This window comes from Photobacterium kishitanii (assembly GCF_000613045.3).
GTDB classification, from domain to species: Bacteria; Pseudomonadota; Gammaproteobacteria; order Enterobacterales; family Vibrionaceae; genus Photobacterium; species Photobacterium kishitanii.
Window position 1 is genome coordinate 459628 of record NZ_LN794352.1, and the last position, 14141, is coordinate 473768.

The 14141-nt window shown below is 42.3% G+C and carries 12 protein-coding genes; 8 read left to right on the forward strand and 4 right to left on the reverse strand.

Annotated features, from left to right (window positions below; genetic code table 11):
- Positions 1-17: 17 nt before the first annotated feature.
- The gene (gene acnB / locus PPBDW_RS02390; protein WP_036793237.1) at positions 18-2615 is read left to right on the forward strand and encodes a bifunctional aconitate hydratase 2/2-methylisocitrate dehydratase; all 2598 of its coding nucleotides are present in this window, start codon (positions 18-20) and stop codon (positions 2613-2615) included.
- 87 nt (positions 2616-2702) lie between these two features.
- Here acnB and PPBDW_RS02395 read toward each other — a convergent pair whose 3' ends face one another.
- The 3 genes from PPBDW_RS02395 to PPBDW_RS02405 all read right to left on the reverse strand — a co-directional run bounded on the left by PPBDW_RS02395 (position 2703) and on the right by PPBDW_RS02405 (position 6404).
- Positions 2703-3836, reverse strand: a complete 1134-nt coding sequence (locus PPBDW_RS02395; protein WP_036793238.1) for a glycerate kinase — start codon at positions 3834-3836, stop codon at positions 2703-2705.
- A 15-nt stretch (positions 3837-3851) separates the two neighbouring features.
- Complete coding sequence (locus PPBDW_RS02400; protein ID WP_036793239.1) at positions 3852-5117, reverse strand: GntP family permease; 1266 nt, start codon at positions 5115-5117, stop codon at positions 3852-3854.
- Between the two features lie 129 nt (positions 5118-5246).
- Complete coding sequence (locus PPBDW_RS02405; RefSeq protein ID WP_036793240.1) at positions 5247-6404, reverse strand: sugar diacid recognition domain-containing protein; 1158 nt, start codon at positions 6402-6404, stop codon at positions 5247-5249.
- Between the two features lie 94 nt (positions 6405-6498).
- Between PPBDW_RS02405 and PPBDW_RS02410 the strand changes: the two genes are divergently transcribed.
- The 6 genes from PPBDW_RS02410 (at position 6499) to PPBDW_RS02435 (ending at position 12704) form a co-directional block, all read left to right on the forward strand.
- Positions 6499-6867, forward strand: a complete 369-nt coding sequence (locus PPBDW_RS02410) for a YacL family protein (RefSeq protein ID WP_036793241.1) — start codon at positions 6499-6501, stop codon at positions 6865-6867.
- A 193-nt stretch (positions 6868-7060) separates the two neighbouring features.
- Positions 7061-7399, forward strand: coding sequence for a P-II family nitrogen regulator (locus tag PPBDW_RS02415; RefSeq protein ID WP_036793242.1), 339 nt, complete (start codon positions 7061-7063; stop codon positions 7397-7399).
- A gap of 50 nt (positions 7400-7449) precedes the next feature.
- Positions 7450-8679 (forward strand): ammonium transporter, encoded by a 1230-nt coding sequence (locus PPBDW_RS02420; protein ID WP_036793243.1) that lies wholly within the window; start codon positions 7450-7452, stop codon positions 8677-8679.
- Positions 8680-8854: 175 nt separating this feature from the next.
- Positions 8855-9868, forward strand: coding sequence for a Fe(3+) ABC transporter substrate-binding protein (locus PPBDW_RS02425; RefSeq protein ID WP_036793244.1), 1014 nt, complete (start codon positions 8855-8857; stop codon positions 9866-9868).
- Positions 9869-10038: 170 nt separating this feature from the next.
- Positions 10039-11667, forward strand: coding sequence for an ABC transporter permease (locus tag PPBDW_RS02430; protein ID WP_036793245.1), 1629 nt, complete (start codon positions 10039-10041; stop codon positions 11665-11667).
- Positions 11667-12704, forward strand: coding sequence for an ABC transporter ATP-binding protein (locus tag PPBDW_RS02435; protein WP_036793246.1), 1038 nt, complete (start codon positions 11667-11669; stop codon positions 12702-12704). Before PPBDW_RS02430 ends, PPBDW_RS02435 begins: the two co-directional genes overlap by 1 nt.
- Before the next feature lie 55 nt (positions 12705-12759).
- Here the strand turns inward: PPBDW_RS02435 and PPBDW_RS02440 are convergent, their stop codons facing one another.
- Complete coding sequence (locus PPBDW_RS02440) at positions 12760-13368, reverse strand: TetR/AcrR family transcriptional regulator (RefSeq protein WP_036793247.1); 609 nt, start codon at positions 13366-13368, stop codon at positions 12760-12762.
- 227 nt (positions 13369-13595) lie between these two features.
- Here PPBDW_RS02440 and hpt point away from each other — a divergent pair, with 227 nt between their 5' ends.
- Positions 13596-14129 (forward strand): hypoxanthine phosphoribosyltransferase, encoded by a 534-nt coding sequence (hpt, locus tag PPBDW_RS02445; protein ID WP_036793248.1) that lies wholly within the window; start codon positions 13596-13598, stop codon positions 14127-14129.
- Positions 14130-14141 lie beyond the last annotated feature (12 nt).

Below are 14141 nucleotides of genomic sequence, written 5' to 3' on the forward strand. Positions count from 1 at the left end.
TATAAGAGGAATATGTCGTGCTTGAAGCCTACCGTAAACACGTCGAAGAACGTGCGGCTGAAGGGGTTGTTGCCCAGCCGCTAAATGCTGAACAGGTTGCCGCTCTGATTGAGTTATTAAAAAATCCGCCTCAAGGTGAGGAAGCGGTATTATTGGATTTATTAGAAAACCGTATTCCACCGGGAGTCGATGAAGCCGCTTATGTTAAAGCGGGTTTTCTAGCAGCGATCACAACTGGTGAAGCACAATCGCCATTGGTCAGTAAAGCTAAGGCTGCGCAATTATTGGGTACTATGCAAGGTGGCTATAATATTGAGCCATTGGTGGCATTATTAGAGGATGCTGAGCTTGCTCCAATTGCAGTAACAGCGCTATCACATACCTTGTTAATGTTCGATTCTTTTTATGATGTCGAGCAAAAAGCGAAAGCGGGCAATATTTTTGCCGCACAAGTGATGCAGTCTTGGGCTGATGCAGAGTGGTTCCTATCCAAACCAGCACTGGCAGAAAAAACCACTCTAACCGTATTTAAAGTCACCGGTGAAACCAATACCGATGACTTATCTCCTGCGCCGGATGCATGGTCGCGACCAGATATTCCACTGCACGCATTAGCAATGTTGAAAATTGAGCGTGAAGGGATCACTCCAGATCAAGCTGGCACCATTGGTCCAATTACTCAAATTGAAACTCTAAAACAACTAGGTCATCAATTAGTTTATGTTGGTGATGTGGTTGGTACAGGCTCTTCGCGTAAGTCAGCCACAAACTCAGTACTGTGGTTTATGGGGGATGATATCCCTTATGTACCTAATAAGCGTGCTGGTGGCTATGTGCTTGGCGGTAAGATCGCGCCGATTTTCTTTAATACTATGGAAGATGCTGGTGCGCTGCCGATTGAAGTTGATGTTACTAAGCTTGCGATGGGTGATGTGATTGATGTGTATCCATTTAAAGGTGAAGTACGTCGTCACGATAACGATGAATTAGTTGCAACATTTAAATTAAAAACGGATGTATTGATTGATGAAGTGCGTGCTGGTGGCCGTATTCCATTGATCATCGGTCGTGGCTTAACGGATCGTGCTCGTCAAGCGTTGGGTCTCGCTGCCTCTGATGTGTTCCGTCGCCCCGTTGCGGTTAAAGACAGCGGTAAAGGGTATACCTTAGCCCAGAAGATGGTAGGTAAAGCCTGTGGTGTTGAAGGCGTTCGCCCTGGCACTTACTGTGAGCCTAAAATGACCACGGTTGGTTCGCAAGATACTACCGGCCCAATGACCCGTGATGAACTTAAAGACTTAGCGTGTTTAGGTTTCTCTGCCGATCTCACCATGCAATCTTTTTGTCACACTTCGGCTTACCCAAAACCGATTGATGTTAATACTCACCATACCTTGCCTGATTTTATTATGAATCGTGGTGGCGTGGCGTTGCGTCCTAAAGATGGTGTGATCCATTCATGGCTTAACCGCATGTTACTGCCTGATACTGTTGGTACTGGCGGTGATTCACATACCCGTTTCCCATTAGGTATTTCATTCCCTGCCGGTTCTGGTTTGGTGGCGTTTGCTGCTGCAACAGGAGTGATGCCGCTGGATATGCCAGAATCTATTTTGGTGCGCTTTAAAGGTGAGATGCAAGCAGGGATCACGCTACGTGATTTAGTGCATGCAATTCCTTATTTTGCGATTCAGCAAGGGCTATTAACGGTTGAAAAATCTGGCAAGATCAATGAATTCTCAGGGCGTGTACTTGAGATCGAAGGGGTCGAGCATCTATCCGTTGAGCAAGCATTTGAACTTTCTGATGCATCGGCGGAGCGTAGTGCCGCTGGTTGTACGGTGAAATTGTCACCTGAATCAATCACTGAATATTTAAATTCAAATATCGTGATGCTGAAATGGATGATCGCTGAAGGCTATGGTGATCGTCGTACCATTGAGCGCCGTGTTACAGCGATGCAAGAGTGGTTAGCTAATCCTGAGCCAATGAGCGCAGATAAAGATGCTGAATATGCGCATGTGATTGAGATTGATCTGGCGGATATTAAAGAGCCTATTTTATGTGCGCCAAACGATCCTGATGATGCGCGTTTACTTTCTGATGTTGCAGGTACTGCGATTGATGAAGTCTTTATTGGCTCGTGTATGACGAACATTGGTCATTTCCGTGCCGCGGGTAAATTGTTAGAGAAATTTGGTGGTCAATTAGATACTCGGTTATGGGTTGCACCGCCAACTAAGATGGATCGTGATCAACTGATCGAAGAAGGTTATTACGGTATTTTTGGTCGTGCAGGGGTGCGAGTTGAAACACCAGGGTGTTCATTGTGTATGGGTAACCAAGCACGCGTAAAAGACAAAGCAACGGTGATGTCGACTTCAACCCGTAACTTCCCTAACCGTCTCGGTAATGGCGCTAATGTGTACTTATCATCAGCGGAATTAGCAGCTGTAGGTGCCATTTTAGGTCGTATTCCAACCATGGATGAATACCTAACTTATGCTAAGCAAATTGATGCAACTGCCGCTGATACTTATCGCTATCTAAATTTTGATCGCATGGCTGATTACACTAATAAAGCTGATGAGGTCATTATTCAGCAGCCGGTCTAATTGACGTTGCTATTAGTGTTATAAAAAACGCCGTGAATATTCGCGGCGTTTTTATTGGCTGAATGTAAATATTAGCGAATATGTCGATTAACGGCCTAAACAATACATTGCAGCGACATTACGTGCGGTTAATTCAACATTGATCGCAGCGTCTTTAAAGGCTTGTTCTAGGCTAATTGCAGCTGGAACAACGCTAAATACGGCATCAATTCCATGCTCATAAACCACACCACAATCTTGGCTTAAACAACCAGCAATACCGATCACTGGCTTATTAAATTTCTTGGCTGCGCGAGCGACACCAATGGGCGTTTTACCGTGAATAGTTTGGCTATCAATACGGCCTTCGCCAGTGATCACTAGATCTGCATCTTTTACTATCGCGTCTAACTTAACCGCATCGATCACTATCTCGATCCCTGAGCGTAATTGGGCTTTAAATAAACCTAATAGCGCCGCACCCATACCGCCAGCGGCACCCGCACCCGCCATATGCTTAACATCAATCGCTAAATCGCGTTCAATAATAGCGGCATAGTGAGCTAAATTTTGATCGAGTTCGGTAACCATTGCAGGCGTCGCACCTTTCTGGGGGCCAAATACTGCAGAGGCTCCCTTTGCACCACAAAGAGGGTTATCAACATCGCATGCTACTTCAAGTTTGATGGTTGCTAGACGCGGATCGATGTGGCTGATATCTATCGTTGCTAGCTGTGCTAGAGCTTGACCACCAAAACCCAAAGATTGGCCGTTATTGTCTAACAGTTGCACGCCAAGTGCCTGTGCCATACCGATACCACCGTCATTAGTGGCGCTGCCACCGATACCGACAATAATGTGTTCAACCCCTTGCTCAAGGGCAGCTAAGATCAACTCACCAGTACCATAGCTGGTGGTAAGCATTGGGTTACGTTGCTCAGGACTAACAAGGTGTAATCCTGATGCTGCTGCCATTTCTATTACTGCCGTTTTACCGTCACCCATAATGCCGAAAAAGCCTTGTACTTGTTCGCCTAAAGGCCCGGTCACTGGATGATGAATAATTGTGCCGTTACTGGCATCAATCAAGGATTGGACTGTACCTTCACCGCCGTCAGCCATTGGTAGCTTAATGTATTCAGCATTCGGCATTACTTGACGAAAACCGGCTTCAATCGCGGTAGCCACTTCCATTGCGGTCAGGCTTTCTTTGTATGAGTCAGGAGCAATAATAATTTTCATAATCAATCAGCCTTGTTAAATTGTGAAGCCAAATACACCAAAGATAAGGGTTGATACTGTCGCTATCATTAAGCCGACGGCTGTTTCATAAGGGATCAGTTTTAAGCGTTCATGCATGTCCATGTGAACCGAACCACCAGTTGCGTGGAAGAAGCTACCATGCGGCATATGGTCAAACACTGTCGCACCGGCATGGATCATTGCAGCACCTGCAATTGCTGGTACACCTAATTCTAAAATAGTGTGACTAAAGACACTTGATGCTACTGCAGTACCGGCGGTAGTTGATGCTGTTGCTAACGACATCATCGCACCTGAAATTGGCGCAAGTAAGTAAGACGGTAAACCGGATGCTGTTAGAACGTCAATTAAGCCTGTTTTTAAACCTGAGTTGGCAATAATGCCGGCTAGAGTACCAGTACCAAGTAACATTACTGCCACTGGCGCCATACGATTTAATCCCGATACCGCAAAGTGGTTAGTATCACGGAAACGCTTCATTGCAATCGCTCCCATCAAGCCACCTAAAGGTAACGCAATCAGTGGATCAACATTAATACCAGCAATTGGACGTAGGGCTAATAATGCGATCGCAACCAGTGGTGCGACAATCGCGGTAGCAAAAGAGGGTAAGCGGCTTAAATCAACATCAATCACTTCATGAGCTTGAACTTTACTGCCTTTATTCACTAATTTTTTAGCAATAAAGTAGGCAAATAGCATTCCACATAGACCTGGAATAACACCAGCGGCCATAACCGATGTCAGTGGTACATGAAACGCATCTGCTGCTGCAATTGAGTTTGGATTGGGTGACATTACGTTACCCGCTTTACCGCCGCCAACCATGGCGAGCAAGATCGCCATTTTTGATAGATCAGCGCGACGGGCAATTGCTAAAGCAATCGGAGCGACAGTAATAACGGCAACGTCAACAAATACCCCTACCGCAGTAAGGATCATGGTCGCAATAGCAAGGGCGAGTAATGCTCGTGTTTCACCGACTTTTTTAACAATCGTTTCAGCAATAGAGGTGGCGGCACCAGATTCAATTAACACGCCAGCTAAGACACCAGCAGCTAAAATTCGTAATACTGCGGTGACAATGCCTTGTGCACCACCAATCATCATGGTCACGGTATCGGTTAAAGATATACCACCGACAATACCACCAACCAGAGCGCCGACGATCATGCCATAAGCGGGTGGTACGCGTTTTAAGATCAGTCCGATTGCGACGATCAGTGCCGTAAGTGCACCAAGGGTGGATACTTCAACCATGTTCCATTCCAGTGAAAAGTTAAGATGGCTGCACTGTAGTGAATTTTGAAAGTAGAAGCTTTAGGCAAATTAACAAATAAAGAGTTGTTATTGCGGTTGTAAATTGTGCAAATGCACAAAGTTAGTGAATTATGACTGACTAATTATCGCTAAATATAAGCGCGTGATATCACTTATCTTATTGATTTCTAGGTTTGTTTGTTGCTCTATTTTATCGAGTCGGTATCGAAGCGTATTACGGTGAATATGTAGTACTTGGCATGTTTGAGCTAAATCACAATTCTGATCAAAAAATGCAGTGAGAGTTTTAACTAAGGTGCCACGGGGATCGTGTTGCTTCAGTTTATTAAGCGGAGATTGTAATTGTTGATAACGCCAAGGCTCTGCTTTTATTTTATTGAGTAACACCGGCAGAATATGATCTTGGTAAAAGAATACCTGCTGTTGAGCATATTGATTGCTATTGAGAGCGGCTTCCATAGTGGCAGTGGCGGTTAAATAAGATTGTGCGAGGCCGTGAATAGTAGGGAAATAATCACCAAGAGCGATCTTAATACTGTAGTTAGCGTCTTTGCCGATGCGTTTAAGCAGTTTATAAACCCGTTTTTGTTCGAGATCCCGTGACCAACCCTGGCTATTGATGGTGATCGGTTTGAGTACCACTACTTCATTGCGAGACACTGAACTAATTGCGACTAAGTTATCCCGTTCTGGATATTCTAGTAGGTGGACTAAATGCTGTAAGTTTTCTAAAGAAAAAGCTTCGCCATCTTGAGGTAACACTTTGATGATAGTTGCAATTCGCGGTTGTTCTAGCTGTATTTCTAGTCGTTCAGCAATGGTTATCAATTGGATATCATCTAAATTGGTGTCATTGATTAACTGCATCACCAGTTCTTCACGGTGCCGTTTATGCCATTCAACTTGGGTCATTAAAGCCGCTTGCTCGATAATGAGCTCAGCGGTCATTTTGACTAATTCGCCATAGTTGCGCACTTCATCGGGATCACCTGAGATCCCAACCACGCCGATTGCTTGTTGTTGAAATATAATCGGTAGGTTGATCCCTGGTTTGACCCCTTGTAATTGCTGCGCAGTGGCGTGATCTATTTCTATAACATGGTGATTGTTAAGCGCCAAAATAGCACCATCATGTTTTTGATTGAGACGCTTTGGATCGCCAGAACCAATAATCCGGCCATCACTATCCATCACATTCACTGAATGCTTAATTATTTTCATGGTACGAGCGACGATTTGTCGAGCAATAGTGGTATTGAGTTGCATTTTAGTGAGAGATCCTGACAATGGGCGCCAAGCGCATTCTGCTGGCAGTGTAGCAGTTAACAACTAAGATGATCATAGATGGGGTACTAAAGGTATGGATTACGAATTTAAAAAAAATACCTTGGACGGTAGTTATCATGCCATTTTTTCAATGGGACATGAAGTATTAGGCCATTGGATCATTGACGAGCTAGGCAAGGATGTCGAAAAAATAGATATGGTAATGGAGCAACTTAGTACATTGAAAAATAGTACTAAAGAGTGGCGCTTAATGGGTGAAGAGCTGACGTTATGTTTACAAGATAACGAGGCTTTAGTTCAAGCTAACTGTTTGTTTTCTGAAGAAGATGAAGATTTTGAAGAAGATCTGCATTTTTATGATGAAGAAAGTATGTCGGTATGTGGTTTTGAAGATTTAGCACAAGCATTGGCTGCTTGGCGAGCATTTGTGATCCGTTTTTAATCGGGTTATTTATCAGTAGCACTTAAATGCCACATTACAGTGAAAAGGCTGCACCTATATGGTGCAGCCTTTTTTCGTTCTACGGTGATGGTTTTTAAAATGACAATATTAAACAGTTACTTAAATACTTGGCATGATGATTGTTTGTTGTTTAATCATAACGGGAACAGATATTGAGGCTAAGGGGTAAATCATGAAAATAATTAATGCGATTATTAAGCCATTTAAATTAGATGATGTGCGCGAAGCATTAGCGGATGTCGGTGTTGAAGGGATGACAGTATCAGAGGTTAAAGGATTTGGACGTCAAAAAGGACATACTGAACTTTATCGTGGTGCTGAATATCAAGTTGATTTCTTGCCAAAAGTAAAATTAGAAATTGCGACTCAAGCTGAGAACTTGGATGACATTGTTGATGCGATCAGCAAAGCCGCTCAAACCGGAAAAATCGGCGATGGTAAAATTTTTGTTTATGACCTTGAACATGCTGTGCGTATTCGTACCGGAGAGGTCGATAGAGAAGCACTTTAACAACAATGAAAATCAAGATAATTAATGCAAGGTATTAAGGGAAGGTAACCATGGAATTATCAACGACAGTAATTGAATTACGCTATGCACTCGATACATTTTTCTTTTTGATTTCAGGTGCATTAGTGATGTGGATGGCAGCTGGTTTTGCAATGTTAGAAGCTGGCCTCGTACGCTCAAAGAATACCACTGAAATATTAACCAAAAACTTTTGTTTATATGCGATAGCGTGTACCACGTTTTTACTGGTCGGTTATAACATTATGTATGTCGACAACAGTGCTGGCGGCTGGTTACCGTCGTTTGGTGCACTGATTGGAACCCAAGCCGAAGGCGCCGACCACTCTTTAGAATCAGATTTCTTTTTTCAGGTTGTCTTTGTTGCTACCGCAATGTCAGTGGTATCAGGTGCAGTTGCTGAGCGAATGAAGTTATGGTCATTTTTATTATTTTCAGTAGTACTAACAGGACTTATTTACCCGATTGAAGGTTATTGGACATGGGGCGGTGGTTTCCTTGCCGAAGCTGGTTTTAGTGACTTCGCAGGTTCAGGTATTGTCCACATGGCTGGTGCTGCTGCTGCATTTGCGGGAGTGTTACTCCTTGGGGCACGAAAAGGTAAATACGGTAAAAACGGTGAAGTTCATCCGATCCCAGGTTCAAATATGCCATTAGCCACTTTAGGTACGTTCATTTTGTGGTTCGGTTGGTTTGGCTTTAACGGTGGTTCACAGTTAATGTTGTCAGACTTTGAGAATGCCTCAGCGGTTGGACAAATATTTTTAAACACTAATGCCGCTGCTGCTGCTGGAGCGATTGTTGCACTGCTTGTTTGTAAAACTATGTGGGGTAAGGCAGATCTAACCATGATCCTCAATGGTGCATTAGCGGGTTTGGTGGCAATTACCGCCGATCCATTATCACCATCGCCATTAGCCTCTGTTGCTATTGGTGGTATCTCAGGTGCACTAGTGGTATTTAGTATTATCGGTTTCGATAAGATCAAGATTGATGATCCGGTAGGTGCTATTTCAGTCCATGGTGTATGTGGTTTATTTGGCCTAATGATGGTGCCATTGAGTAATCCTGATGCTTCATTTATGACTCAGTTATTTGGTGCCGCGGTTATTTTTGGATGGGTATTTGGTGCCAGTCTTGCTGTATGGGGGATTCTAAAATTCACTATCGGTATTCGTGTTAGTGAAGATGAAGAGGTGGAAGGTATGGACTCACATGACTGTGGAGTTGATGCTTATCCTGAATTTGTTAGTGTAAAATAGTAATAATAGCGTTATTTGGCTGCTATAAAAGGTAAAAAAAACGTCACCGGCAACGGTGACGTTTTTTTGTAATGAAGTGTTACAGGCTGATTGTGTTCGAAGATGAAAAACGTATAATCTGCATTAATCTAATTGAGAAACATTATCATTACATTTTGCATTAAGGGATTTAGCAATGAAGAAACTTTTAGCTACCGCGGTATTATTGGGTTTATCTGCGCCTCAAGTCGCTACTGCTGCTGAAGAAGTCAATGTCTACTCATACCGTCAACCTTTCCTTGTTGAACCGATGTTTAATGAGTTCACTAAAGAAACAGGTATTAAGGTTAATGTTAAATTCGCGAAAGCGGGCATTGCAGAAAAATTACAGCAAGAAGGCGAATACAGCCCAGCTGACGTAGTGTTAACTACCGATATTAGTCGCTTGGTTGAATTATCTGATAAGAAGCTAGTTCAGCCTGTTGATAGCAAAGTTATTGATGCGAACATTCCTGCACAATTTCGTGATAATGAAGACGAGTGGTTTGCACTAACGCTGCGTTCTCGTAATGTATTTTCATCAAAAGATCGTGTAGGTAAATTACCAGCATCTTTTGATTACAGTGATTTAGCTAAGCCAGAGTGGAAAGGTAAACTTTGTACGCGTTCAGGTAAGCACCCATATAATGTCTCACTGGTTTCAGCCATGATTGCTCATAATGGCGAAGCAGAAACGAAAACATGGCTAGAAGGTGTTAAAGCTAACTTAGCTCGTAAGCCTCAAGGTAATGATCGCGGCCAAGTACAAGCGGTTAAAGAAGGCTTATGTGATATTGCAATTGGTAACAGCTACTACTTAGGCAAAATGGTTAATGATCCAAACCAACAAGCATGGGCTGAAGCGGTTGAGATTAATTTTCCAGGACAGCAAGGTAACGGCACTCACGTTAACGTCAGTGGTATGGCAATGGCGAAGTACGCACCAAACAAAGATAATGCGCTTAAGTTAATGGAATTCTTAACGGCAACCACGGCTCAGCAAATGTATGCTGAAGTGAATTATGAATACCCAGTTAAAGAAGGTGTTAAACGTTCAGAGTTAGTGGCATCTTGGGGTGAATTTAAAGCTGATGATGTATCACTCGATCAAGTGGCACAATACCATCAAACAGCAATAAAATTGCTAGATGAAGTGAAGTTTGATCTGTAATTAGTTACAAAATAAATGGGGTGTTAAGCCCCATTTTTCAGTTTAACTTAGTCTCTTTTACAATAAGTTGTGGTAGCTTCTGATGCTTGCTTACAGTGAATGTATTTACTGACAAAGTGGTCTGATGTTGCAGGCTTAAATATATTGAAAAACGTACTAAGTAGTAGTAAATGAAAGAAAAATTTTTATTTTGGCGGATTAGCAGTTGGTTCTTAGGATCATTGTTAGTATTGCCTATTATCGCTATATTCATTACCGCTATGGGTAACTCTGATCAAGTGTTCTCGCACTTGATGGATACAGTGATGTCTACCTACGCTTTAAATACCCTGGGGCTGGTGGTTGGTACCGTGTTACTGACTTTAGTGTTTGGGCTTCCTTGCGCATGGTTAATGGCGATGTGCCGTTTACCGGGTGAAAAAATACTTCAATGGGCACTTATCTTACCTCTTGCAATGCCCGGCTATATCGTTGGCTACCTTTATACTCATTGGTTTGACTACGCGGGTCCAATTCAAATTTGGCTGCGCGAATTATTTGGTTGGCAACATGTTAGCGACTACTGGTTTCCTGATTTACGCTCATTATGGGGAGCATGTTTTGTATTAGCATTAGTGCTGTATCCGTATGTGTACTTATTAGTGCGTGCTGCTTTTATGGAGCAAAGTAATAACCTATTGCAATCGGCGCGTTTGCTTGGTTGTTCACCGTGGCAAAGTTTTCGGCGTATTTCATTACCATTAGCACGTCCAGCGATTGCGGTTGGAGTGTCATTAGTGGCGATGGAAGCGTTAGGTGATTTTGGTACGGTGAGCTATTTTGCTTTAAATACCCTCACAACGGCGGTATACGATACTTGGCTTGGCTATTCTAATCTTAATGCAGCCGCCAAAATTTCTGCGATTATGCTAATGGTGATTTTCTTACTGATTAGCAGTGAACGTTTTAGTCGTCGCAAACAAAAAATGTTTCAGCAGCAATGTGGTAACGATGGCCATACTAAATACCAACTGACAGGCTGGAAAAAATGGCTTGCAGTTAGCTGGTGTTGGGGGTTAGTCGGGTGTGCTTTTATTTTACCAATGCTGCAATTGGGTTCTTACGCAATTGATTATTTTGAGCAAAGCTGGACTGAGCAATTTAAGAACTACAGCTTTAATAGTTTGATGGTGTCATTTGCTGCCGCCATATTTGCAGTATTATTAGCATTGATAGTTAATTTTTATCAGCGTTTAGATGGCCGAGGTATCAGTACTGTGCCGATGCGATTAGCCTCATTAGGTTATGCGGTGCCTGGAACTGTATTGGCGATTGGAGTCATGATCCCTTTGACCAGTGCTGACCATTTAGTTAATGACATAGCTCGAAGCTTCGATTTAGGGCGCCCAGGACTTATTTTCTCTGGCACTATGTTTGCGATTATTTTTGCTTTTGTGGTGCGATTTGCTGCTGTCGCTATCGGTAGTATTGAAAGTAGCTTAGTGAAAATACCGCCGTCATTAGATATGGCTGCTAAAACCATGGGCTATGCGTCGACAGCAATGCTACGCAAAGTGCATTTGCCATTAATTCGTCGTGGTTGCTTAATTGCTGGTTTGCTGGTGTTTATTGAATCAATGAAAGAGCTTAATGCAGCAATATTATTACGGCCGTTTAATTTTGAAACGTTAGCGACTTATGTGTTTAATTTTGCCTCTGATGAGCAGTTAGAAGTGGCTGCTCTACCTGCCATTTTATTGGTGATAGTCGGATTGATTCCGTTGGTAATGGTGAACCGTTCTTTGGAGCAAAAACATTGATGAAACATGCATTATCTGTAACTGATCTTACTTGTAGCTACTATGGTCAGCCGATATTACAAGATTTATCGTTGGCGGTTGAACGTGGTGAAATTGTGTGTTTGCTTGGCGCCAGCGGTTGCGGAAAAACCACGTTACTAAAAGCGATTGCGGGATTGTTACCATTGACCCAAGGTACAATGGCAATTAATGAGCGCACGATTGTTGATCACCAATTATGTTTGCCACCTGAGCAACGAAATATCGGGATGATATTTCAAGATTACGCGTTATTTCCACATTTAACCGTGGCTGAAAATATTGCCTTTGGCTTGCGTCATTGGGATAAACCACGAGTGGTTGCAAAAATTAAGCAAATGTTGGCGTTGGTACATTTAACTGAACTTGATGATCGTTATCCGCATCAATTATCTGGCGGTCAGCAGCAGCGGGTTGCAATTGCGCGCGCCTTGGCTAATGAGCCTGATTTAATTCTATTAGATGAACCTTTTTCTAATATTGATACCCAAGTTCGTCATAGTTTGATTCGTGATATTCGACAAATATTTAAAGACCAAGGTGTGACCGCAATTTTCGTGACTCACAGTCGTGAAGAAGCCTTTGCCTTTGCAGATAAAATGGCCGTAATGAATAATGGTGTAATTGAACAATTTGGTACCGCGACTGAGCTTTACTATCAGCCGAGTAGTCGCTTTGTGGCTGAATTTTTAGGAGTAGGATCTTATTTACCCGCAACAGTTACTGCTAGCCAGCAGTTAGACACTCCATTTGGCGAGTTAGCGTTAGCTGCCCAACAAAAGCTTGCTGCGACGACGAATGTTGATTGGCTATTAAGACCACAACACTTAACGGTAACGCCACAAGATGAAGGCTTAGCGGTTATTATTGAACAGCAGTTTATGGGGGATAATTGTCGTTATATCGTAGAATTTGAAGGACATAAATTAGTGATTAATTCTAATTTACTTTTGGATGTCGGCGAGCGAGTAACAGTCAGTGTTACTCCTCATCAGCCCGTTATTTTCGCGAGTGTATAAATACAATCAGGCTTGTATATAAATATAAGCCTGATTGTTTGAACTCGGTGTGTATTTAGTTCTTTTGGGTTAATACCTGTAGATAAATTTGAGCTTGTTCACGAAGCATATCTTGATCTGGATGTTGGTTAGCTTGCATGTAAATCACATAACACATGCCATGCAACATTTTCGCTAAATTCTCTGGGGTTTGATCTGTAGTTATTTCTTTATTATCAATGGCCTGAGTAAATGCTTGTTGTACTTGCTTGAGGTTTTTTTGGTTGCTTTCAATAAATTGTGGCCATACTTCATCACGGACTGATGTACTCCACTCAAACCACACTTTTATCCAATCTTGTTGTTCTAACACGGTATCAATTAAGTTATTGCTGATACAGGTTAAGCGCGCATGTAAGGCTTTATTTGGCGCCCCAATGCATTCTGTGAGTAGCTCATTAAATTGGGTAGCGACTTCCATTAATACTTGTTCAACTAATGCTTCCCGAGTGGGAAAATAGTTAAAAACAGTCGCGACTGAAACATTGGCCATATCTGCAATATCGGCATGACCTGCGCGACCAATACCACGACGAGAAAAAACTTCAATTGAGTAATCAAGTAGTTGCTGCTTTCTTTTTTCTGGAGATAAGCGTGTACGTGGTTTTTTAGTAATCGTATCCATAATTATTAATTCCCTAACCCTATTTATATTTGTTCTGTTTATATTTAACGGTTTTCATATAAACACTACAACAGCAACAAGGTTGGTTCAAACTAAACTATCAATAAGTGTTTCGGATTCTGGACACTATTGATTAAATAACGCTTAAGTTGAATGAATGCTACAATAACGACCTTTGGAATATATAGCCTCAGTCGGCTAACGCAGTCGCGTTGATGGAGAATAAAATGAAGCACACTATCGAAGTAATGATTTCTGAGCAGGATGTTCAGGAACGCATCAAAGAGCTAGGAAAGCAGATCACGGAGCATTATAAAGATTCGACTGACCTAGTAATGGTTGGCTTACTACGTGGCTCATTTGTCTTTATGGCAGATTTAGCACGTGCGATTGATATCCCTCATGAAGTTGATTTCATGACTGCATCAAGCTATGGCAATACTATGCATAGCAGCCGTGATGTTCGTATTTTGAAAGACTTAGATGACGACATCAAAGGTAAAGATGTGTTATTGGTCGAGGATATTATCGATACTGGTAATACGTTAAGTAAAGTGTGCGAGATTTTATCACTACGTGGCCCTAAATCTATCAGCATTTGTACGTTATTAGATAAGCCAGAGCGTCGTGAAGTAGATGTGAAGGTTGATTGGTACGGCTTTATTATTCCTGATGAGTTTGTGGTTGGTGTTGGTATCGATTACGCGCAAAAATATCGTCACTTACCGTTTATTGGTAAAGTTATTCCAGACGCAGAATAAAACAAAAAGCGA